General features: G+C 69.6%; 19 protein-coding genes, 1 pseudogene and 1 riboswitch. Of the genes and pseudogenes, 5 read left to right on the top strand and 15 right to left on the bottom strand.

All coding sequences use genetic code 11. The annotated features are described in order from the left end of the window. The first annotated feature begins 51 nt into the window (after positions 1 to 51). Positions 52 to 1293, top strand: coding sequence for a glycosyltransferase 87 family protein (locus MDN94_RS38685; protein WP_482730500.1), 1242 nt, complete (start codon positions 52 to 54; stop codon positions 1291 to 1293). On the opposite strand, the gene MDN94_RS38690 is transcribed toward MDN94_RS38685, so the two are convergent. The 5 genes from MDN94_RS38690 to MDN94_RS38710 form a co-directional block, all read right to left on the bottom strand. Continuing rightward, positions 1250 to 2473, bottom strand: a complete 1224-nt coding sequence (locus tag MDN94_RS38690) for a hypothetical protein (RefSeq protein ID WP_482730437.1) — start codon at positions 2471 to 2473, stop codon at positions 1250 to 1252. The genes MDN94_RS38685 and MDN94_RS38690 overlap by 44 nt on opposite strands. 479 nt (positions 2474 to 2952) lie before the next feature. After that, positions 2953 to 3996 carry a C40 family peptidase gene (locus MDN94_RS38695; protein WP_482730438.1) on the bottom strand — a complete coding sequence of 348 codons (1044 nt, stop codon included), beginning with the start codon at positions 3994 to 3996 and terminating at the stop codon, positions 2953 to 2955. Between the two features lie 268 nt (positions 3997 to 4264). Then, complete coding sequence (locus tag MDN94_RS38700; RefSeq protein ID WP_482730439.1) at positions 4265 to 5290, bottom strand: C40 family peptidase; 1026 nt, start codon at positions 5288 to 5290, stop codon at positions 4265 to 4267. A 322-nt stretch (positions 5291 to 5612) separates the two neighbouring features. After that, positions 5613 to 6977 (bottom strand): NYN domain-containing protein, encoded by a 1365-nt coding sequence (locus MDN94_RS38705; RefSeq protein ID WP_482730440.1) that lies wholly within the window; start codon positions 6975 to 6977, stop codon positions 5613 to 5615. Between the two features lie 37 nt (positions 6978 to 7014). Beyond that, positions 7015 to 7257, bottom strand: a complete 243-nt coding sequence (locus MDN94_RS38710) for a hypothetical protein (RefSeq protein WP_159695250.1) — start codon at positions 7255 to 7257, stop codon at positions 7015 to 7017. Between the two features lie 149 nt (positions 7258 to 7406). On the opposite strand from MDN94_RS38710, the gene MDN94_RS38715 reads away from it, so the two are divergent. From MDN94_RS38715 to MDN94_RS38725, 3 genes and pseudogenes are all read left to right on the top strand, one after another. Next, the gene (locus MDN94_RS38715; protein ID WP_482730441.1) at positions 7407 to 8138 is read left to right on the top strand and encodes a rhomboid family intramembrane serine protease; all 732 of its coding nucleotides are present in this window, start codon (positions 7407 to 7409) and stop codon (positions 8136 to 8138) included. Beyond that, positions 8135 to 8416, top strand: a complete 282-nt coding sequence (locus MDN94_RS38720) for an Lrp/AsnC family transcriptional regulator (protein ID WP_358758050.1) — start codon at positions 8135 to 8137, stop codon at positions 8414 to 8416. Before MDN94_RS38715 ends, MDN94_RS38720 begins: the two co-directional genes overlap by 4 nt. A 667-nt stretch (positions 8417 to 9083) precedes the next feature. Continuing rightward, positions 9084 to 9143: pseudogene (locus MDN94_RS38725) on the top strand (hypothetical protein); the annotation flags it as partial. A gap of 87 nt (positions 9144 to 9230) precedes the next feature. On the opposite strand, the gene MDN94_RS38730 reads toward MDN94_RS38725, so the two are convergent. The 6 genes from MDN94_RS38730 to ctaE all read right to left on the bottom strand — a co-directional run bounded on the left by MDN94_RS38730 (position 9231) and on the right by ctaE (position 16424). Further along, positions 9231 to 10619 (bottom strand): aminotransferase class V-fold PLP-dependent enzyme, encoded by a 1389-nt coding sequence (locus MDN94_RS38730; protein ID WP_482730442.1) that lies wholly within the window; start codon positions 10617 to 10619, stop codon positions 9231 to 9233. A 190-nt stretch (positions 10620 to 10809) separates the two neighbouring features. Beyond that, a riboswitch (SAM riboswitch) is annotated at positions 10810 to 10927 on the bottom strand. Positions 10928 to 11002: 75 nt separating this feature from the next. Continuing rightward, complete coding sequence (gene trpD / locus MDN94_RS38735) at positions 11003 to 12067, bottom strand: anthranilate phosphoribosyltransferase (protein ID WP_453460021.1); 1065 nt, start codon at positions 12065 to 12067, stop codon at positions 11003 to 11005. A 138-nt stretch (positions 12068 to 12205) separates the two neighbouring features. Beyond that, complete coding sequence (gene qcrB, locus MDN94_RS38740) at positions 12206 to 13831, bottom strand: cytochrome bc1 complex cytochrome b subunit (RefSeq protein WP_482730443.1); 1626 nt, start codon at positions 13829 to 13831, stop codon at positions 12206 to 12208. Continuing rightward, complete coding sequence (gene qcrA / locus MDN94_RS38745; protein ID WP_482730444.1) at positions 13828 to 14904, bottom strand: cytochrome bc1 complex Rieske iron-sulfur subunit; 1077 nt, start codon at positions 14902 to 14904, stop codon at positions 13828 to 13830. Before qcrA ends, qcrB begins: the two co-directional genes overlap by 4 nt. After that, positions 14901 to 15710: a cytochrome bc1 complex diheme cytochrome c subunit gene (gene qcrC, locus MDN94_RS38750; protein WP_441264247.1), complete on the bottom strand. Its 810-nt coding sequence runs from the start codon at positions 15708 to 15710 to the stop codon at positions 14901 to 14903. The genes qcrA and qcrC overlap by 4 nt, the downstream gene beginning before the upstream one ends. Before the next feature lie 93 nt (positions 15711 to 15803). Next, entirely contained in the window at positions 15804 to 16424 is a 621-nt protein-coding gene (gene ctaE / locus MDN94_RS38755; RefSeq protein ID WP_307705952.1) for an aa3-type cytochrome oxidase subunit III, read from the bottom strand. A 182-nt stretch (positions 16425 to 16606) separates the two neighbouring features. On the opposite strand from ctaE, the gene MDN94_RS38760 reads away from it, so the two are divergent. Further along, the gene (locus tag MDN94_RS38760; protein WP_360046378.1) at positions 16607 to 17008 is read left to right on the top strand and encodes a DNA-binding transcriptional response regulator; all 402 of its coding nucleotides are present in this window, start codon (positions 16607 to 16609) and stop codon (positions 17006 to 17008) included. Positions 17009 to 17026: 18 nt separating this feature from the next. Here the strand turns inward: MDN94_RS38760 and MDN94_RS38765 are convergent, their stop codons facing one another. The 4 genes from MDN94_RS38765 to ctaC form a co-directional block, all read right to left on the bottom strand. After that, positions 17027 to 18280 (bottom strand): L,D-transpeptidase, encoded by a 1254-nt coding sequence (locus MDN94_RS38765; protein ID WP_482730445.1) that lies wholly within the window; start codon positions 18278 to 18280, stop codon positions 17027 to 17029. 118 nt (positions 18281 to 18398) lie between these two features. Next, on the bottom strand, positions 18399 to 18797 hold the full coding sequence (locus MDN94_RS38770) for a cytochrome c oxidase subunit 4 (RefSeq protein WP_453461271.1): 399 nt from the start codon (positions 18795 to 18797) through the stop codon (positions 18399 to 18401). After that, a complete protein-coding gene (gene ctaD / locus MDN94_RS38775) occupies positions 18794 to 20533 on the bottom strand; it encodes an aa3-type cytochrome oxidase subunit I (RefSeq protein WP_482730446.1) in 1740 nt (579 codons plus the stop codon). The genes MDN94_RS38770 and ctaD overlap by 4 nt, the downstream gene beginning before the upstream one ends. Then, positions 20530 to 21501 carry an aa3-type cytochrome oxidase subunit II gene (gene ctaC, locus MDN94_RS38780; protein ID WP_441262614.1) on the bottom strand — a complete coding sequence of 324 codons (972 nt, stop codon included), beginning with the start codon at positions 21499 to 21501 and terminating at the stop codon, positions 20530 to 20532. The genes ctaD and ctaC overlap by 4 nt, the downstream gene beginning before the upstream one ends. Positions 21502 to 21587 lie beyond the last annotated feature (86 nt).

A 21587-nucleotide genomic window follows, 5' to 3' on the forward strand; every position in this document is an offset into this window, starting at 1 on the left:
GTCTCAGCTCCCGAGTCGTCCCCCGGCTCCTCCACCGACGAAAGAGACACGATGCCGACGGCGCTCGCGCGAGGCACGATCCTCCCCTTCACGGTGTGGTTGCTCACCAGGACCGCGCTGCTGCTGTTCGTCTTCAAGGTCGTCGTCTTCCCCGGGCCCGACGTCACCAGCGACGTCTCGGCGATCTACCGGGGCTGGTACGAGGTGCTGAGCAGCGGCACGTACCCCCTCGACGACGTGACGTGGCAGTACCCGCCCGCCGGCGCGCTCGCGATCCTCTCCCCCGGGCTCCTGCCGGGCCTCGACTACACCTCCGCCTTCTTCGTCGTCGTCCTCGTGTGCGACCTGCTGGTCCTGCTCCTGCTGCGGTACGCGGAGCGACACGGCACCGCGCGGCGGGGCACCTGGGTGTGGGTCGTGGGCGTTCCGCTGCTCGGCCCGACGGTGTACGCCCGCTACGACCTGATGGTCACGGCCGTCGCCGTCGCCGCGCTCCTCGCGGGCGTGCGCCGGCCGGGGACCCTGGGGGCGCTGGCGGGCTTCGGCGCGGTGCTGAAGGTGTGGCCGGTGCTGCTCCTGCTGGGTGTGCCGCGGGGGCGCACCACGGTCAGGTCCTGGGGCGCGGCGGCGGCCACGGGCGGGGCGGTCACCGTGCTGCTGTGCACGCTGATGCCGGGCGGGCTGGCCTTCCTCACCTTCCAGCGCGACCGGGGTACGGAGGTCGAGTCGCTGGGCGCCCTGGTCTTCCACTTCGCCCGGCACTTCGGCTGGGAGGGGCAGGTGCTGCTGAACTACGGGTCCGTCGAGTTCCTCGGCCCGTACGTCCCGATGGTCAGCACGGCCGCCCTCGGACTGTCCGTCCTCGCGCTCTGCTGGCTGGTGCTGTGGCGGCTGCGTGCGAGGGAGTTCGGGCCGTCCACGCCGTGCGACGCCGCCTTCGCGGCGGTGCTGCTGTTCACGACCACGAGCCGGGTGATCAGCCCGCAGTACATGGTGTGGCTGGTCGGCCTTGCCGCCGTGTGCCTGGTGTTCCGTGGCAGCCGGATGACGCTCCCCGCCTGGCTGGTGCTGGCGGCCACCGCCGTGACGGTGCTGGAGTTCCCCATCTGGTTCGCGGAAGTCGTGGCGAGCGATCCGTCCGGCATCGCCCTGCTCGTCCTTCGCAACGGGCTTCTGGTGGCCGCGACGGTCACCGCCTGCCGTCGGCTGTGGCGGCAGACGGTTCCCGTGCCGCGGCCGCCGGCCCGGATCAGCCCAGCTGCTCGCGAAGGAAGTCCCGCCACATCGCGGTGAACTCCTCCGGCGTGGTGCCGAGCTCCTCGCCCAGTGCCCGCTCGATCGCGCCCTCCCGCCGCGGCCCCTCACCGACGGACCGGTAGAACGCGGTGAGCTTCGCCTCGCCCCAGCGGCCGGCGATCATCTCGCACGCGAGCCGGCCGCCCTCATATGCCCGCGCGAGGGCGTCCGCGTCGCCGCCGAAGGAGAAGTCCCGGTCGGTCGGCAGCGCGGCGGGCACGTCCCCGGCCCGGACCGCTTCCTGCACCTCGGGGGCGGCCTCCGCGGCGGTACGTCCCGTGCCGCGGTACGCGACCCAGTCCGCGAAGCCCTCCGACAGCCACATCGGTGTCGCCGCGGAGGTGTGCGCCCGGGTCGCCACATGGGTGGTCTCATGGGTGAGCACGATCCGCTGCCCGAACTCGCCGAGCAGCCCGTACGCCTCCGGGTTCACGACGACCCGGTCCGCGGGCGAGCCGCCCTTCGGGCCGCCCGTCTCGCCGGTGGTCACGGCCGCGATGCCCCGGTAACCGGCCGCCGGCGTGCCCAGCATCCTGCCCATGGCTTCCACCGAGTCCGGTACGAGCACCACGACCCTGCCGGCCCATTTCGACGGCCAGGCGCCCGATACGGCCGGCACGGCACGGTCGGTGGCGGCGGCGAGTTCACGCAGCCGCTTCTCGTCCTGCCCGACGCCGAGGACGAGGCTGTGGCTGCCCCGTGCGGCGTCCACATCGCCCTGCTGCCACAGCTGCTGCGGGGCGCCGACGCCGGCGCGGTCGGCGGTCACGTACCAGCGGCCGTCGCGCTCGGTCAGCTCGAGGGTGCGGGAGACGGTCATCGGCGCGCTGTCGTAGCCGGCTATCCGGTACCGCAGCTCGGTCTCGACGACGGCGTTCCCGCTCCGGTGCCGAACGCCCTTGATCCGATACCCCCACGAGTGCAGCGGCACATCGGCGAGGTTGTCGAACTCCTCGCCCTGCGCCACCCGCAGAGCGGCCGCGCCCGGCTCGAGCGACGCGAGGTAGCCGGCGCGGTCGTGGCCGAGCAGGGCGGCGGCCCGGACGTCCAGGGCCTGCTGTATCTCCTCGACGGCCGGGTCCACGGGCGCCGGCCCGATGCCACCGCACCCGCCGACGAGCACGAGCACGGCGAGCGCCGTCCCTGCTGTGCGATGCGCGCGCCCGTGCGATGCCATCCTGCGATGGTACGTAACGCCCCGCCGGGGCCGCCCCATCGCCACCGCCACCGGGCTCCGCGCGGTGTTCCGGGGGCCCGCCCCCGAGCCCCGAATCGCCGGCGAGGCTGAAGTTGCCCGGCAACCTGAGCCCTGCCCGGCACCCCGCGCCTCCGACGCCGGCGGGGCTGACTCCTCAGGCCCGTCCGGCACCCCGCCCCGGACGCCGGCTGCGCCGCCGGCGCTGGATGCCTTGCAGCGGCATTCCCGACCCCCACGGCAGGGCCTCGGCCGTCGCAGGCCGGGTCGCAGCCGTAGGTGAGACCGAATGCGCCCGTGGGGCCGGGTGCCTCGCAGCGGCATGTCGGCCCGCCCGGCGCTCGAGGGCACCGCGCGGATCGCGGTGCGGGGTCCGGGGCCCACCCCACGCGGCGGAGCCGCACATCGGTACAGCGGGAAGGGGCGGAGTGGGAACGGCCCTCGCAGCGACCGCCCGCCGGCTACACCCGCGTCACCGCGTACACCGGCATCATCCCCACCGGGTCGTACCGCACCGCCGCGCCGGGATAGGGCGCATGGACCACCTGCCCGTTCCCCACGTACATGCCGACATGGCTCGCGTCGCTCCGGTACGTGACGATGTCGCCCGGCCGGGCCGCCGACAGGGGCACGCGGGTGCCCGCGTGCGCCTGGGCCTGGGAGGTGCGCGGGAGGCCCACTCCCGCCTGGGCGTAGGACCACTGCACAAGGCCCGAGCAGTCGAAGCCGGAGGGCCCGGTGGCGCCCCACACATAAGGGCGGCCGACCGCGCTGCGCGCCGCCGTCATGGCCGCCGCCGCATGAGGGGAGGCGGCCGGGAGTCCGGGCAGGGCGGCCATCCCCGCCAGGTCGTCGCGCCCGGAGCGCGAGGACCTGTCGTACGCCTCCCGTTCCCCGGTCGGCAGCGCGTTCAGCAGCCGCCTGGCCTCGCCGAGCTTGCGTTCCACCGTGCGCTTGTGGCGCGCCACCGCGCTTCTGCTGCGCTCCAGTTCGGCGAGGTCGCGGGCGGCCTCCGTGCGTTCCTGGCCGAGGCCGCGCTGCTCGCGGCGGAGTTCGGTCAGCGCCGTGGAGTGGCGTTCGGAGACGCGGTCCAGCGTCGCCGCCGCCTCGAGGTAGCCGTCCGGGTCCTGGGAGAGCAGCAGTGCCAGCGCCGGATCGATGCCGCCGGAGCGGTACTGGGCGCCTGCCACGGAGCCGAGCGCCTCGCGCATCCGGTTGATCCGCTCCTGGCTGCGGGCCACCCTGTCCTGCGCGTGCCCGACCTGCTCGTGGAGCTTCTCGACCCGCTCGCCCGCGGCATTGAAGCGCTCCGTGGCCCGTTCGGCCTCCTCGTAGAGCCGGTCCACCCTGGCCCGGGTCGGCTCCGTGCCGGTTCCCGGCTCGGCACCGGCCGGTGCGGCACCGGCGCCGAGAGCGGCGGCGGCTGTGGCCGCCGCCGCGGAAAGGACGGTGCCCCGGGCACTCCGTGTGAGGCCGGGCTGTGAGGGTCGGCGGTGGGACACCACGTGCCGCGCTCCCTTCCGCAGGACTTTCGCAGCGGTTCCACCGGGACTTCCGGGAACCGGGTTCGATGCGCGGCAGAGAGTAACCGGGTGAACACGAGGTGACCAAAGACCCCGGCGGGCACAAAGAGTGACGCCCCGCCGGAGACCACAGGTCACCGGCGGGGCGTCGCGTCTGCACGAAGGGGACGAATTCCCCCGTTCGGGCGGGTGTGGGGACCCGCCGAACGATCCGTCCGACTGCCTGGGCGGCAGTCCGTCCGACCGTGGGTCAGATACGCACGCCGAACTGGAACGGCATGTTGTTGATCGACTCGTAGCGCACGTTGGTGCCGCTCCGCGGGGCGTGCAGCACCTGGCCGTTGCCCGCGTAGAAGCCGACGTGGTGCAGGTCGCCGTAGAAGATGACCAGGTCGCCCTGCTTGAGCTGGCTCTGCGAGTAGATGCGGGTGCCGGCGTTGGCCTGCGCCTGCGAGGTGCGCGGGATGGAGACGCCGGCCTGCGCGAACGCCCAGGAGGTGAGCCCCGAGCAGTCGAAGGAGTTCGGGCCGGACGCGCCGTAGACGTACGGCTTGCCTATCTGGGACTGCGCGGCGGCGAACGCGGCGGACGCGCGTTGCGAGGCGGGCACGGACGGACCGAGGTCGACACGCGCGCTGGCGCGGTTCGCGCGGCTCTCGTCGGCGGCGAGTGCGGCGCGCTCGGCGGCGGTGAGGGAGTTCAGCAGCCGCTGCGCTTCCGCGAGCTTGCCCTGAACCTCCTTCTTCTTCTCGCCGAGCGTCTTGCGGGTCTCGGCCAGGTCGCCGAGCTTGCTCTGGGCCTCCTGGCGCTGCTGCGCGAGGGTGCGCTGCTTGGCCTGGATCTCCTGGATCGCCTCGGTCTGCTTGGCGCCGAGCTGGTCCAGCGCGGAGGCCTTGTCGAGGTAGGTGTCCGGGTCACCGGAGAGGAAGAGCTGCACGGAGGGGTCGATGCCACCGGTGCGGTACTGGGCACTCGCCACCGAACCCAGGCTGTCCCTCAGGGTGTTGAGCTCGTCCTGACCGCGGGCGACCTTGTCCTGCAGCGCGTCGATCTGCTCGTCGAGCTTCTCCTGCTGCTCCTTGGCCCCGTTGTACTTCTCGGTGGCCTTCTCCGCCTCTTCGTAGAGCTTGTCGACCTTTTCCTTGACCTCGCTCTTGCTCGGCGTCGGGTCGGCCTGGGCGGTCTGGGCGGTCAGGGCGACGGCCGCCGCGGCGGTCGCGGTGAGCACGGTCACGCGGGTGCGGCTCGGCTGCTTGGGACGACGGTGGGACGCCACGAAGGCGAGCTCCTTCTTCCTCGAGCCGCCTACCGGGCAGTGGGGGGACGCGAATCCCCGGCGTCCGCGCATCGGGTCCCTGGGGGAAATGGGGTCGAACTGCACGAACTCGGCGGTTCCTTCGCTGTCACCCCGGATGGGCGATCAACCGCGCGAAGGTTCGAGCCCCGACCTTAGTGACCTTCTTGTGATCACTTCAAATCCTCACGGGAAAAATCTTACCCAGGGAGCCCATTCTTTACTCTCATCACACGTGTAGTAATGGAGACTTGACGCAGCGTCCCACCTGCGGATATCCGAAATCGGGCATATGCCGCCGGAGTTACGAGACGCGCGAAAGCCGCTTCAGCAACAAGGCGGACGCGACCGGCCTGGCACCCGCCTTCGCGACGCCGTCGGCCACCTCCCGGTCGGTGGAGACCACCACCACGGGCCGGCCGGGCGGCTCCGCCCTCACGAGCTGGCGGATCAGTTCGTCTGCCGTCACACCCGCCTTGGAGAACAGCACGCGCACCCCGCGCGGCGGCGCCAGCAGCACCGGAGCGGCGAGCTCCGCCCCGTCGAACACGCACGTGATCTCGGCGCCCGTCCGGGCGGCGAGCATCGACAGGCCACCCAGCAGCCGCAGCCGCTGCTTCTCCAGCGGCATCGTCGGATAGCCGGTCTTCGTGACGTTGTAGCCGTCGACGACGAGATGCGCCTGCGGCAGCGCGAGCAGTTGATCGAGGAGGGCGGGATCCGTCTCGGAGAGCGCCCGTGCCGCGATGTCCTTGGGCGACATCCGCCCAGGTTCCACGGCGTCCACCGTGTCGGCCGGGTGCATGCCCGCGGGCGGCAGGGCCAGCTCGCGGCGCAGCCCCTGGGCCGCGTCGAGCACCGTGTCCAGGAGCAGCCGCAGCCGCATGTCCTCGACCGAACGGCCCTCGCGGGCGGCCCGGCGGCCCGCCTCGACCGCCGATTCGGCCTCCGCCAGGCGTGCCTTGAGCCGCCGGGTCTCGCTCTCGGCGACCGACACCTGGGCCGCGGCTTGGGCCCGGACACCGTCGATCTCGGCGTCCCGGTGGCGCAGGGCGGCCTCGCCGCGTTTGAGATCGGCCTGGGCGCTGCGCAGCTTGCGGTGCAGCGACTCGTTCTCCTTGCGGGCGCTGTCGAGTTCGGCGCGCAGCCGCTCGGTCTCCGACCTGATCTGGTCGCGGGCGTGGGCCAGTTCCTCGCGCAGCCGGTCCAGCTCGCGCCGCCCGACCTCGTCGGCCCGCTCGGCGTCGGCCCGCTGGGCCTCCTCGCCGGCGGCGGCGACCATCTTGACCCAGCCGGGCGGACGCAGCACATAGGCGGCCGCCGCCACGTCCGCGGGGTCCGCGGCGGCGGGCGGCGATCCGGACTCGAGGGCCTTGACCAGCTCGGGCTGGGCCTTGCCGAGCCGTTCACCGATGCGCTGGCGGAAGAGGGGGTCTCCCTCGAGCGCGGCGGCCATCGCGTTGCCGGCGAACTTGGCGCGCCGGGTGGGAGTGAACCGGGCGTACTGCCGGAGCTGGGCGGGCAGTTCGGCGACGGTCAGGCCGCCGAAGGCGTCGGAGACGAGGGCGACGACCCGTCGCCTCACACCTTCCGGCAGCGGGCGGTCGAGCGCCTCGGCGGCGTCACCGGCCGCACCGGCCGGCCCGCCGCCGTTCTCAGGCTGCTCCACGATCCGTCACCCCTACCACCCATGGGGGCCGCTCCGTTCAGGAACCGGCTCCCGGCCTGTCCACCAGCTCGATCTGGTCCACCGCGTTGCACCAGCGGCAGCGGACCGACTCGATGGTCTCACTGACGACCTCGCGCTCCTCCACGGTCGGCTCACCCGCCAGGTCCAGATGGACGTACTCGACGACCTTCGACGAGCGTGTGACGTCGAAGCGCGTCAGATTGCCACAGAGCGTGCAGCGCCACCTGGTCTCGGCGGTCGGCGAGGGAACCGTCGTCATCGTGCCGTCCTCTTGTCTCATGCGGGTGCGGTACCGCGGTGCGCCGTCGAACTGCGGATGTACTGCCTGTAACCCTACGGCCTCGCAGGCACCCGATGTCGCGGCGAGGCACTCTGTACCGTTCGGTCCTGCTACGCCATGCTCTGTCCATGATCAGTAGGTGGGGCACGGCCAGGGAAGCACTCAGGAACGCGGCCTCGGGGCCGACGGTGACATACGGCCTGATCGCGGCCTGTTGCGCGATCTTCCTCATCAGCCCGGTGTCCGGCTTCAACCCCGTGTACGGCCTCGGTGACCGGCTGCTCGTCGCCCAGGCGGGGTACTTCGAGCGCTGGGGAGTGATCCCCGCCGAGCTGATGGCAGGCTCCCCGGACGCCCTGCTGACTCCGCTCACCGCGCTCTTCGTGCACGGAAGTTGGCTGCATCTGCTGGGGAACATGCTGTTCCTGTTCGTCTTCGGCGCCATGGCGGAGGAGCGGATGGGGCAGCTGGAGTTCGTGCTCTTCTACGTCGGTGCCGGATATCTCGCGCTGCTCGCGTTCGCGGTCGTCAACGCCGACTCCGAGCAGACGCTGGTAGGGGCCTCCGGGGCGATCTCCGCCGTCCTCGGGGCGTTCCTCTTCCTCTTCCCCAGGGCCCGGGTGACCAGCCTCTTCCCTTTCCTCTTCTTCCTGCCGCTGCGTTTCCCCGCCTGGGCGGTGCTGATCTTCTGGTTCGTCCTTCAGTGGCTGGCCGCCAGGGGCGCCGGCAGCGGGCCGGGCGTCGCGTATCTGGCGCACCTGGTCGGCTTCGGGGCGGGCTTCGTCTACGCGTGGGGCCGCTACGGGCGTGGGACTAGAGTGAACGCATCCGCCGCGACCGAGGGAGAAAGCCAGCCGTGATCACCGCGATCGTGCTCATCAAGACCAGCGTGGACCGCATCCCCGAGATCGCCGAGTCGATCGCCGCGCTGGACAGCGTCAGCGAGGTCTTCTCCGTCACCGGTACCTACGACCTGATCGCCATGGTGCGCGTGGCCAGGCACGACGACCTGGCGGAGGTGATCCCCGGCCGGATCAGCAAGATCCCCGGTGTCGAGGGGACCGACACGCATGTCGCCTTCCGCACCTACTCGCAGCACGACCTGGAGGCGGCGTTCGCCATCGGGCTGGACGCGTAGGACCGGCCCGGCAGCCGGGGCCGTCCGGGCGCGGAACCGGCCGGGGCGCACCGGGGGCCGCGAGCCCGCGCCCCGCCGGGGACGCCGTCGTGCCGGGGCCGGCGGCCAGCGACGACGATGACGACACCGGTGGTGAGAACTGACCGCCGGACCTCCGCGGGTCCGCATTCCGCACTGGCTGCGCCTGATGTGACGGTGGCCCTCGCGGCCGTCGCCACCTCCACCCGGTCACTGCTGCCGCGGGACATCGACCACCGGATCAACCAGCTGCTCACCCAGGAGACTCCGTCGCGCTGCACCCGGACGTCCCTCTCCTCGATCCTGGACGCCAAGGCATCTTCCGGCGTCCTCGAGCGGCCGGCGGGCGAGGTGCACTGCGCGAAGGTGCCCATCGACTCCGCCAGGCCGGGTCACCCGGCGGCCTTCGTCGTCGCGTTCCACCGCGACGGCGAGCGCTCGATCGCCGATGACACGTTCCGCACGCTGCTCGTGATCTGCGGTGTGGCGCTGTTGCTGACGACCGGCACCGGGTGGGTGGTGGCCGGCCGCATGCCGGCACCCGTACGAGTGGTCCGGGCGAGCGCCGAGCAGGACCTGACCCAACGGATCCCGGTCCAGGGCCGCCGGAGTGCCGGTGCCGGCCCTCGCCGGGACGCTCGGCCACGGCGTGCACGAGGTCAGGGCTGCGGGCGTGGACGCCTACGGGTCGATCGTGACGGCGCCGGTTCCGCTGCCGGAAGCACTGGACCGGGCCGGCGAGTTCCTCGCCGACGCGGCCGAACGGTGCTGCTGGGCACCCGGCTCGCGGCCTGAGTCAGCCGCGGTCTGGCACGCAACGCCCGTCCTCGGTGCGGTAGTTCCACTGCGCGCCGTCGCGGACGAGCTCCTTGACGGCCCGCACGAACCTCTCCACGTGCTCGTCGGGGGTACCCGCGCCGAAGCTGACCCGGATGGCGTTGAGCGACCTCTCCCCCGGCCCGGCCTCCGGGGCGCCGCAGTCGCCGACGTCCTGCGGGTCGCTGCCCAGCAGGGTGCGCACCAGCGGGTGGGCACAGAAGAGTCCGTCACGGACGCCGATGCCGTACTCGGCGGACAGCGCCGCGGCGAAGTGCGAGCTGTTCCAGCCGTCCACCACGAAGGAGAGGACACCGACGCGGGGGGCACCGTCGCCGAACAGCGAGAGCACCCTGACCTCCGGCACCTCCGCGAGGCCTTCCCGGACCTTGGCGATCAGGTGCTGCTCGCGGGTGACCAGCCGGTCGAAACCGGCCTCCGTGAGCGCCTTGCAGGCGGCGGCGATCGAGTAGACGCCGATCACGTTGGGCGAGCCGGCCTCGTGCCGTGCGGCGGTGGTGTGCCACTCGACCTCCACCCCGCCGTCGGCGCGCCGTGCGACGGTGCGCGAGGCACCGCCGCCGGCGAGGTACGGCTCCGCCTCGCGCAGCCAGTCCGCACGGCCTGCGAGCACACCGGAACCGAACGGCGCGTAGAGCTTGTGCCCGGAGAAGGCCACCCAGTCGACGTCCAGCTCCTGGACGGACAGCGGGTGGTGGGGCGCGAGTTGGGCCGCGTCGAGCACGATACGGGCGCCGTGCGCGTGGGCCGCCGCGGCGAGTTCCCGCACCGGCCACAGCTCACCGGTCACGTTGGACGCACCGGTCACGCAGACCAGCGCCGGACCGTGGGGGTCGCGGTGGGCGAGCGCGTGCTCCAGCGTCCGTACCGCCTCACCGGGCGTGCGGGGCGCGTCCAGGTACGTCACCCGGGCCTCCCTCCACGGCAGCAGAGAGGCGTGGTGCTCGGTCTCGAAGACGAACACCTCGCAGCCGTCGGGCAGCACGGCGGCCAGCAGGTTCAGCGAGTCGGTCGTGGACCGGGTGAAGACCACTTGGTCGCCGTCGCGGCAGCCGAGGAACTCGTGGACCACGGCCCGGCTGTTCTCGAACAGGTCGGTGGACAGCTGCGACAGGTACCCGGCCCCCCGGTGCACGCTTCCGTAGTACGGGGCGTACGCGGCCACGTCGTCCCACACCCGCTGCAGCGCCGGGGCGCTCGCGGCGTAGTCGAGGGCCGCGTAGGCGACTTCGCCGCCGGTGACGAGCGGGACGGTGACATCCCGGCCGAGGACCGGCAGCGGGGCACAGAGGGACGGGTCGGCGGCGTCGGCGACAGCGGTCTCGGCGGCGTTCGGGTACACGGACATGGCGGTATCTCCCAGCAGGAAAGGCGAATCGGCTTCAGAACCCGGATTACGGGATCGCCTCGGCACACGGCCACGCCGTGCGGAGGGTGTTGAAGAAGGGGCGCAGACGCCCTATCGCATTCGCTTGCTCACGAGACTGCTCCCTTGAGGACCAGGACCCCAGGGACGCGGCGGTCGATGACGCCGCGGGGGTCCGCGCTTGCCGCAGACCTCGCTGCCTGCGGCCTGGTCTTCACCCGGGGCACCCCGCCACGGACGGAGGGTTGCCGGACAGCGGGCCGGGGCCGTAATCGCTGTCACTCATGACCTTGGCCAGCATCCTGCCATACGTAGCGGCGGACGCAAGGGCGCGGTCCATCATCCGGACCGCGCCCAGGAGCCGTCTACGCGTTGCTGGCCTCGACCCAGCGCTCCAGCGCGGCCCTCGCCGCGCCGGAGTCGATCGACCTGGCCGCCCGTGCCACACCGGCCGCCAGCTGCTCGTTCAGCGTGCCGTCGGTCGGCTCCAGGGCCGCCAGCGCCGCCGCCGAGTTGAGCAGCACGGCGTCCCGCACGGGCCCGGTCTCGCCGCCCAGCAGCCGGCGCGCCACATCGGCGTTGTACGAGGCGTCCGCCCCGCGCAGCGCCTCGACAGGGACCAGCTCGATGCCGATGTCCCGCGGGTCGAAGGTCTCCTCGCGCACGGCGCCGTCCCGTACCACCCAGACATGGGAGGTGGAGGTGGTCGTCAGTTCGTCCAGGCCGTCGTCGCCGCGGAAGACCAGTGCGGACGAGCCGCGCTCGGCCAGCACCCCGGCCATGATCGGTGCCATCCGGGCGTCGGCGACGCCGGTCGCCTGGGCGGTGACCTTCGCCGGGTTGGTGAGCGGGCCGAGGAAGTTGAAGACGGTCCGGATGCCCAGCTCCTTGCGCGCCATGGCGACGTGCCGCAGCGCCGGGTGGAACTTCACGGCGAAGCAGAAGGTGATGCCCGCCTCCGCCGCGACCTCTGCCACCCGCTGCGGGGTCAGCTCCAGATTGACGCCGAGCTTCTCCAGGACGTCCGAGGCGCCGCTCGCGGAGGAGGCGGCGCGGTTGCCGTGCTTGACCACCTTCGCGCCCGTACCGGCGACGACGATCGCCGACATGGTGGAGATGTTGACGGTCTTGGCCCCGTCGCCGCCCGTGCCGACGATGTCGACACATCCCCCGGGCACCTCGATCAGATTGGCGTGGCGGTACATCGTCCGCACCAGACCGGTGATCTCCTCCACGGTCTCGCCCTTGGCGCGCAGGGCGACCGCGAAGCCGGCGATCTGCGCGTCGGTGGCCTCGCCGCTGAGGATCCGGTCCATGGCCCACGCCGTCGCGTCCGCGCTCTGGTCGCGGTTCTCGAGCAGGGCGTTCAGCACGCTCGGCCAGGAGTGGGCCGCCACGCTGTCGCCGCCTACTGGGGTCACAACGTTCATGGTCCACTCCAGGGTCCACAAGCCGACAGGGATGGTTCCCACCCTATCCAGCCCCGGGCACGGCGAAGGGCCCCGTCCATCGAGTGGACGGGGCCCTTCGCTGTGGCGACGTGTCTGCCGGACGTGTCCGTCAGGTGATCAGTGGTGGCCGTGGCCGCTCGTGATCTCCTTGTACTCGTCCGCGGTGGGCTTGTCGATCTGGTTGTGCTCGCCGTAGTAGCTCTTACTGAGCCTGGCGCGCAGCTTCTCGGTTCGCTTCACCTTGCGGCGGACGCCGTTCTCGTCGACGGTCGGGCCGATCTCCGCGGGCTTGTACTGCTCGTGCGCGGTGAGCTTGTACAGGTCGCCCTGTGCCAGCGGCTCGTGCACCTCGACGAACTCACCGTGCGGCAGGCGCTTGATGATGCCGGACTCGCGTCCGTGCAGCACCTTGTCCTTGTCGCGCCGCTGCAGACCCAGGCAGATCCGCTTGGTGATGATGAACGCCAGGACCGGTCCGACGAAGTACGTGATGCGCACGAACCAGGTGATCGCGTTGATCGACAGGTTGAAGTGCGTCGCGAAGATGTCGTTTCCGCCACCCAGCAGCATGATCACGTAACCGGTCACCCAGGCCACGCCCAGCGCGGTACGCGTCGGAGCGTTGCGCGGCCGGTCCAGGATGTGGTGCTCACGCTTGTCGCCGGTGATCCACGACTCGATGAACGGGTACACGGCGAGCACCGCGAGAACGAGACCGAAGAGGACCAGCGGGATGAACACACCGAGGACCAGGGTGTGGCCCCACAGGTTGATCTCCCAGCCCGGCATCACTCGGACCAGACCCTCGGCGAAGCCCATGTACCAGTCGGGCTGGGCGCCGGTGGACACGTGGTCCGGACGGTACGGGCCGAGCGCCCACACCGGGTTGATCGTGAACATGCCTGCGATCAGTGCGATGACACCGAAGACCAGGAAGAAGAAGCCTCCGGCCTTGGCCATGTACACCGGCAGCAGCGGCATGCCGACGACGTTCTTGTTCGTACGGCCGGGGCCCGCGAACTGGGTGTGCTTGTGGTAGAAGACCAGGATCAGGTGGGCCACCACGAGACCGAGCATGATGCCCGGCAGCAGCAGGATGTGGATCGAGTAGAACCGCGCCACCATGTCGTGGCCGGGGAACTCGCCGCCGAACAGGAACATCGACAGGTAGGTGCCGACGATCGGCGTCGCCAGGATCGCGCCCTGCGTGAAGCGGACACCGGTGCCGGAGAGCAGGTCGTCCGGGAGCGAGTAACCGGTGAAACCGGTGAACATGCCGAGGACGAACAGCAGGAAGCCGAACAGCCAGTTGATCTCACGCGGCTTGCGGAACGCGCCCGTGAAGAACACGCGCATCATGTGCACGAACATCGCGGCGAGGAAGATCAGCGCGGCCCAGTGGTGGATCTGCCGGATCAGCAGACCACCGCGGACGTCGAAGCTGATGTCCAGGGTCGAGGCGTACGCCTCGGTCATCCGGATGCCCTGCATCGGCACGTACGAGCCGTGGTACTCGATCTCGTTCATGCTCGGGTGGAAGAACAGCGTCAGGTACACACCCGTGAGGATGATGATGATGAAGCTGTAGAGCGCGACCTCACCGAGCATGAAGGACCAGTGGTCCGGGAAGATCTTGCGCATGTTGGCCTTGGCCAACGAGTAGATCCCGAGCCTGCCGTCCGCCCAGTCGGCCACCCGCTCGCCGGCGGGCGCCTTCTTCTTCGTATCCGTTGCAGTGCTCATCCGCGCTCCCAGAAGGCAGGACCGACGGGCTCTTCGAAGTCGCCGAGCGCCTCGAGGTTGCCCTCGGCGTTCACGCCGATCCGCAGCTGCGGAAGCGGGTGACCGGCCGGACCGAAGATGACGCGGGCGCCGTCGGAGAGGTCGAAGGTGGACTGGTGGCACGGGCAGAGGACGTGGTGCGTCTGCTGCTCGTACAGGCTGATCGGGCAACCGACGTGCGTGCAGATCTTCGAGTAGGCCACGATGCCTTCGTGGGACCACTCGAGCTCACGCTTGTCCTTGATGTCCTCCGGCTGGAGCCGGACGATCATCACGGCCGCCTTGGCGATCTCGGTGTTGAAGTTGTGGTCGCTCTCCTTCAGGCCCTCGGGCATGACGAAGGTCAGCGAACCCACCGCGACGTCCTCGGGACGCAGCGGCTCGTTGGTGTTCATGTTGATGAGCTGCTTGCCCTTGGCCCACAGCGTCTTGCGGAGCTTGTCCTCGGGCAGCGGGCCGAGCTCGCGCAGCAGGACCACACCGGAGAGCGGCACCATGGCCAGCGCGCCGAACATGGTGTTGCGGATCAGCTTGCGCCGTCCGATCGCGGACTCCCGGGCACCGTCCGCGAAGTCGGCCATGACCTTGGCCTTGACCTCGGGCTCGGCCTCGATCGCGTGCCGGTCGTCGGCGACCTCCACGTCGGACATCAGGGTGCGCGCCCAGTGGACGGCGCCCGCGCCGATGCAGAAGAGCGCGAGGCCCAGCGTCACACCCAGCGAGAAGTTGAGCGCGCTGATGTGCCCGAGCGGCCAGATGTAGACGATCTTGTCGACCGGGAAGATCACGAACGCGGCGATGAAGCCGATCGTGGCCAGCATCGACAGCGTGAACATGAAGGCGACGGCGCGCTCGGAGCGCTTGGCGGCCCGCTCGTCGATGTCCTGGATGCGCGGCTTGTGGGCCGGCAGTCCAGGATCGGCGAACGGATCTTCGTGGCGCTGTGCGACGGCGGTGGTGCCACCGTGGGCCGCGTCGTGCGCGGCGCCCTGCTCTGCGGGCAGGTTCTCTTCTGGAATGTCTTGGCTACTCATGACTTCTTGGCCTTAGCGGTGTGGGCCGCGACCCAGATGGCAACAGCGATCAGCGAACCGAGACCGAAGATCCAGCCGAACAGGCCCTCGGCGACCGGACCCAGGCCACCGAGCGCGAATCCGCCGGGGGTCGGCGTCTCCTCGCCGTTCACGGTCTTGACGTACGCGATGATGTCCCGCTTCTGCTGCTCGGGCATCGTCGTGTCGGGGAAGGACGGCATGTTCTGCGGGCCGGTCTGCATGGCCTCGTAGAGGTGCTTGGGGCTGACGCCTTCCAGACTCGGGGCGTACTTGCCCTCGGTCAGCGCGCCGCCCTCACCGGTGAAGTTGTGGCACTGGGCGCAGTTGTTGCGGAACAGCTCGCCACCCTTGGCGATGTCCGCGCCCTCCGGGCTGTACTGCTTCTCGGTCGGCGTGATCGGACCGGCGCCCAGGGAGGCGACGTAGGCCGCGAGCTGGTCGATCTCGGCCTGCGTGTAGATGTTCTTCTTCTTCGGCACCTGCGCGCCGGGCTGCTGGGCGGGCATGCGCCCCGTGCCGACCTGGAAGTCGACGGCGGCGGAGCCGACACCGACCAGGGACGGGCCGTCTGAGGTGCCCTGACCGCCGGTTCCGTGGCAGCTTGCGCAGCCGACGGTGTAGAGCTTCTGCCCCTCCTTGATGGCGAGGGACTGGGCGGTTGTGTCGGCCTGCGCCTTGTCCGCGGGTGCGAACGCGGCGTACAGCCCCCCAGTGGCCGCCAGCGCGAGGAGTAGGACGACGACCGCCGCCAGCGGATGGCGTCGTCGTGCGGAGAGCTTTTTCACGGATTACCCCGGTGTCAGGATCTTCTGCGTCGATGCTTCTGGACTGTGTCTGCTTCAGGCGGTGTCCGCTCGGGGACGAACCGCCCGCGCCGATTACTTGATCATGTAGATCGTGGCGAAGAGGCCGATCCAGACGACATCGACGAAGTGCCAGTAGTAGGACACGACGATGGCGGCGGTTGCCTGCTCATGGGTGAATCTCCTGGCCGCGTAGGTCCTTCCCAGGACCAGCAGGAAGGCGATGAGACCGCCCGTCACGTGCAGGCCGTGGAAACCGGTGGTCAGGTAGAACACCGAGCCGTACGGGTCCGACGAGAGGGAGAGCCCCTCGTGCTTGACCAGCTCGGTGTACTCGAAGACCTGACCGCCGATGAAGATGGCACCCATCACGAATGTGATCACGAACCAGGTGCGGAGCTTCTTCACGTCGCCCCGCTCAGCGGCGAACACGCCGAGCTGGCAGGTGAGTGAAGAGAGCACCAGGATCGTGGTGTTGGTCGCCGAGAACGGGAAGTTCAGCGCATCGGCTTTCTCCGCCCAGAAGTCGGCACCCGTCACCGATCGCAGGGTGAAGTACATCGCGAAGAGGGCCGCGAAGAACATCAGCTCGGAACTCAGCCAGATGATGGTTCCGACGCTGGTGAGGTTCGGTCGATTGACCGACGGGTGCGCGTGCCCGGTTTCTACTGTCGTTGCTGTCGCCACGACCGACATTATGTCGGTCGCTTATCCCGCCCTCACTCCGGGGGGTGCCGTTCGGAGTGTTCCCACTCCCCGCGGGGCGTTCCGGGAGAGCCGAACGGCCCATCGAAGGCGTGTCCGAACCGGTGTTGACAGGCAGTGGGACGGAGTAGCATCCGGCGCAACGAGCCTGATCGAACGAGTGCGGAGGAACCATGCAGTCGAGCGCCACGGTCCTGGTCTACAGCGACGACTCCAACACCCGCGAGCAGGTCAGGCTGGCGGCGGGGCGCAGGCCGGCCCCCGACGTTCCGCCGGTGCGGTTCGTGGAGTGCGCGACCCTGCCCGCCGTCCTCAAGGCCCTTGACGAGGGCGGGATCGACGTCTGCGTCCTGGACGGCGAGACCGTCCCGGCGGGCGGTATGGGCGTGTGCCGGCAGATCAAGGACGAGATCTTCGAATGCCCGCCGGTGCTGCTGCTGATCGGCCGCCCGCAGGACGCCTGGCTGGCCACATGGAGCCGTGCGGAGGCCGCGGTGACGCTGCCGGTGGACCCGGTGGAGTTCGCCGCCTCACTGGCGGCCCTGCTGCGCAGCAGGCTCTCCATCGAGGCCTGAGGCCCCGGGAGGGACCGGTCAGACCCGGGGGCGCAGGCGGGCGGAGACTTCGGTGACGTTGCCGGCCGCCGCGTCGGAGCCGGCGACCAGGGCGCTGCCCTTGAGCCACTTGTCCCAGGACAGATTCCAGTCGCCGAAGCCGTTACCGAACGTGTCCATCATGTCACCGTAGCTATTTATGACCTTGACGATGTCACCCTCACGAACGGTCTTGTAGAACCATTCGGCGTTCTCCATGGACATCCCGGTGCAGCCGTGGCTGACGTTCGCCGACCCCTGTGAACCGACCGACCAGGGCGCCGCGTGGACGTATTCGCCGCTCCAGGTCACCCGGGTCGCGTAGTAGACCGGCAGGTCGTAGGACTCGGAGCTGCCCTCGGCGATGCCGATGCTGGTGCTGCGCATCCGTACGTAGTACTCCTTGCCCAGCACGACCTTGATGCCGTTGCGCGTGTCGAAGCCCGGCTTGCCGGTGGTGACCGGCATGGTCTTGATCACTTCTCCGTCGCGCATCACCGTCATGGTGTGCGACCCGGCGTCGGTGACGGCTTCGAGGCGGTCGCCGATGGTGATCTTCAGCGGCTTCGAGCGGCCTCCGTAGAGCTTGCCCGCGACCTTGACGCCCTGGAGGTTGCTGGTGGCGTTCACGACGGCACCAGCGGGCCAGTAGTCCCTCGGGCGGTAGTGCAGGGTCTTGTCGTCGACCCAGTGCCAGGAACCCTCTACGGCGGGCTTCGAGCTGATCTTCAGGGCGCGTTCGACGACAGCCCTGCCCTTGCCGTCGGCGACGGCGAGGCTGAGCTTGGCCGTGATGGGCTGCCCGACGCCGTACGTACCGGCCTTGGGGCCGAACTCGGCGGTGAGGAACCGCTTGGCGGGCGCCGTCTCGAAGAGCATCGTGCGCAGTCCCGGAGCACCATCGTCGTCCTCCGTGGAGACCCGGACGGTGTACTTCGCCCCGGCGGCGAGCGGGGCCGTGGAGCGCCATCGGACGCCGTCCGCGGCGAGTTCGCCGGCGAGGTAGTGGCCCGCTTCGTCCATGACGGTGACGTCCGTGATCCGGCCGCCGTCGCCCTTGGATGTGACTTCCAGGGGCTTCTCGGGGTCCACCTTCAGGTCTGACCCGGTGTTGAAGCTCACCTGCCGCGCCGCGTCGTACGGCGCTGCGGACAGGGGGTGCCGGTCCGGTTCGCCACACGCGGTAGCGACCACACCGAGGGAGACGACCAGCGCGATGCCGCTGACGGCACGGATACGAGGCGTGTGGTTCATGAGCACACGCTATGAAGGTTCGTCAGCCGCGGCGCGCCGGATGACTCCGAACGAGTGGGCCCGGATCACCTCACTGGAGTGAGGTGATCCGGGCCCGTGCCGTGTTTCTCAGGCGTTGTTACTGGTTCTGGCTCTCACCGCGGTAGTACTCGAACACCCAGCCGAAGAGACCGACCAGGATCAGCGGAAGCGAGAAGTACAGCAGCCACCAGCCGAGCGCCACGCCCAGGAAGGCGAGCGCACCGCCGATGCCCAGGGAGAGCGGCTGCCAGCTGTGCGGGGAGAAGAACCCCACCTCGCCGGCCTCGTCGGCCACGTCGGCTTCCTTGTTGTCCTGGGCCATGGCGTCCACCCGCCGGGCCGTGAAAGCCAGGTAGTAGCCGATCATGACGCTCAGGCCGAAGGCCAGGAAGAGCGCGGTGGTACCGGCAGGCTCCTTCGACCAGACGCCGTACAGGATGGCGACGGCCAGGATGAAGACGCTCAGCCAGAGGAACATCTTGCCCTGGATCTTCACTTGCTCTCCTCCTTGCCGACGGCCGCCACCGGGGCACCGTGGCCGCCGTCCTCGAGCTGGTCGAGAGCCGCGATCTCCGGGTGGTGCAGGTCGAACGCGGGCGATTCACTGCGGATGCGCGGCAGGGTGAGGAAGTTGTGCCGCGGCGGCGGGCAGGAGGTCGCCCACTCGAGCGAACGGCCGTAGCCCCACGGGTCGTCGACCTCGACCTTCTTGCCGTACTTCGCCGTCTTCCAGACGTTGTACATGAAGGGGAGCATCGACAGGCCCAGCACGAACGACGCGATCGTCGAAATCGTGTTCAGGGCGGTGAAGCCGTCGGCGGCGAGGTAGTCCGCGTACCGACGGGGCATGCCCTCGGCTCCCAGCCAGTGCTGCACCAGGAACGTGCCGTGGAAGCCGATGAACAGCGTCCAGAACGTGATCTTGCCGAGCCGCTCGTCCAGCATCTTGCCCGTGAACTTCGGCCACCAGTAGTGGAATCCGGCGAACATCGCGAAGACCACGGTGCCGAAGACGACGTAGTGGAAGTGCGCGACGACGAAGTACGAGTCGGAGACGTGGAAGTCCAGCGGCGGCGACGCCAGGATGACACCGGTCAGGCCACCGAAGGTGAAGGTGACCAGGAAGCCGATGGTCCAGAGCATCGGTGTCTCGAAGGACAACGACCCCTTCCACATCGTGCCGATCCAGTTGAAGAACTTCACACCGGTCGGTACCGCGATGAGGAACGTCATGAACGAGAAGAACGGCAACAGCACGCCGCCTGTGACGTACATGTGGTGCGCCCATACCGTCACGGACAGACCGGCGATCGCGATCGTCGCACCGATGAGACCGATGTAACCGAACATCGGCTTACGGGAGAAGACCGGAATGATCTCCGAGACGATGCCGAAGAACGGCAGGGCGATGATGTACACCTCCGGGTGCCCGAAGAACCAGAAGAGGTGCTGCCACAGCAACGCGCCGCCGTTGGAGGCGTCGAAGATGTGGGCGCCGAACTTGCGGTCCGCCTCCAGGGCGAACAGCGCTGCCGCCAGCACCGGGAAGGCGAGCAGGACCAGCACACCGGTCAGCAGCACGTTCCAGGTGAAGATCGGCATCCGGAACATCGTCATGCCGGGAGCGCGCATGCAGATGATCGTGGTGATGAAGTTGACCGAGCCGAGGATCGTGCCGAAGCCGGAGAAGGCCAGACCCATGATCCACATGTCGGCGCCGACACCCGGCGAACGGACCGCGTCCGACAGCGGGGAGTAGGCGAACCAGCCGAAGTCGGCCGCACCCTGCGGGGTGAGGAAGCCGGCCACCGCGATCAGCGAGCCGAAGAGGTACAGCCAGTACGCGAACATGTTCAGACGCGGGAAGGCCACGTCCGGCGCGCCGATCTGCAGCGGCATGATCCAGTTCGCGAAACCGGCGAACAGCGGCGTCGCGAACATCAGCAGCATGATCGTGCCGTGCATCGTGAACGCCTGGTTGAACTGCTCGTTCGACATGATCTGCGTGCCCGGCCGGGCCAGCTCGGCGCGCATGAAGAGCGCCATCAGGCCACCGATGCAGAAGAACACGAACGAGGTGACGAGGTAGAGCGTGCCGATCGTCTTGTGGTCGGTGGTCGTCAGCCACTTCACGACGACATTGCCGGGCTGCTTGCGCCGTACCGGCAGCTCGTTCTCGTACGAGTCTTCGTCCGCCACGGCGGCACCCTGGGATTCGTTGAGGATGCTCACAGTTGGTTCTTCTCCGCATTCCTGGCCGGGTCCGTCTGCTCGATGCCAGACGGGATGAAGCCGGTCTGCCCCTTCTCGGCAAGCTCCTTCAGATGCTGCTGGTAGCGCTCCGGGGAGACGACCTTGACGTTGAAGAGCATCCGCGAATGGTCGACGCCGCAGAGCTCGGCGCACTTGCCCATGAAGGTGCCCTCGCGGCTGGGGGTCACCTCGAAGACATTGGTGTGGCCGGGGATGACGTCCTGCTTCATGAGGAAGGGGACCACCCAGAAGGAGTGGATGACGTCACGCGAGGTCAGGACGAACCGGACCTTCTCCCCCTTGGGCAGCCACAGCGTGGGGCCCGGGTTGCCGTTCTGCGGGTTCCGGGTGCCGGGAATACCGGCGTCGTAGACGCCCTCCGCACCCGCCGGGAAGTCATTGGTGTACTTGTCCGGGATCGCGTTCAGTTCCTTGTCCGCGGCCGCGTCCCCGGTGGCCGGGTTCCCGTCCACGTCCTCGAGGTAGTTGAAGCCCCAGCTCCACTGGTAGCCGACCACATTGATGGTGTGGGCGGGCTTGTCGGAGAGCTCGAGGAGCTTCGACTCGTCACGCGCGGTGAAGTAGAAGAAGACCGACACGATGATGATCGGAACCACGGTGTACAACGCCTCTATCGGCATGTTGTACCGGGTCTGCGGAGGGATCTCCACCTTGGTGCGGCTGCGCCGGTGGAAGAACACGCTCCACAGGATCAGGCCCCACACCAGCACGCCCGTGGCGAGCGCAGCCGCCCACGAGCCCTGCCAGAGGGAGAGGATCCGCGGCGCCTCCTCCGTGACGGGGGTGGGCATTCCGAGGCGGGGAAAATCCTCCCAGTTGTATGAGCAACCGGAGGCGGTAGCCAGGATCAGGCCCGCAGTCAGCACCTGCGGCAGCTTCCGCCGCATCGGGCGCCGCGACGAGCGGTCGGAGCCGTTGGGACTCACGTAGCGCCTTCCCGAGAGTCTCGGCCCGCGCGGCCGGGCTGCGGCCGTCTCGCTGGTCGGTCGCCGGCCCTGACGCGGGCAGGGGT

The organism is Streptomyces sp. WAC00040, from assembly GCF_056835925.1.

What these genes read in the sequence shown, in the direction of transcription:
- MDN94_RS38685 (WP_482730500.1), top strand. Translation starts at nt 52, where the DNA reads ATGCCGACGGCGCTCGCGCGAGGCACGATCCTCCCCTTCACGGTGTGG.
- MDN94_RS38690 (WP_482730437.1), bottom strand. Translation starts at nt 2,473, where the DNA reads ATGGCATCGCACGGGCGCGCGCATCGCACAGCAGGGACGGCGCTCGCC.
- MDN94_RS38710 (WP_159695250.1), bottom strand. Translation starts at nt 7,257, where the DNA reads ATGACGACGGTTCCCTCGCCGACCGCCGAGACCAGGTGGCGCTGCACG.
- MDN94_RS38715 (WP_482730441.1), top strand. Translation starts at nt 7,407, where the DNA reads ATGATCAGTAGGTGGGGCACGGCCAGGGAAGCACTCAGGAACGCGGCC.
- MDN94_RS38730 (WP_482730442.1), bottom strand. Translation starts at nt 10,619, where the DNA reads ATGTCCGTGTACCCGAACGCCGCCGAGACCGCTGTCGCCGACGCCGCC.
- trpD (WP_453460021.1), bottom strand. Translation starts at nt 12,067, where the DNA reads ATGAACGTTGTGACCCCAGTAGGCGGCGACAGCGTGGCGGCCCACTCC.
- qcrB (WP_482730443.1), bottom strand. Translation starts at nt 13,831, where the DNA reads ATGAGCACTGCAACGGATACGAAGAAGAAGGCGCCCGCCGGCGAGCGG.
- qcrA (WP_482730444.1), bottom strand. Translation starts at nt 14,904, where the DNA reads ATGAGTAGCCAAGACATTCCAGAAGAGAACCTGCCCGCAGAGCAGGGC.
- ctaE (WP_307705952.1), bottom strand. Translation starts at nt 16,424, where the DNA reads ATGTCGGTCGTGGCGACAGCAACGACAGTAGAAACCGGGCACGCGCAC.
- MDN94_RS38760 (WP_360046378.1), top strand. Translation starts at nt 16,607, where the DNA reads ATGCAGTCGAGCGCCACGGTCCTGGTCTACAGCGACGACTCCAACACC.
- MDN94_RS38765 (WP_482730445.1), bottom strand. Translation starts at nt 18,280, where the DNA reads ATGAACCACACGCCTCGTATCCGTGCCGTCAGCGGCATCGCGCTGGTC.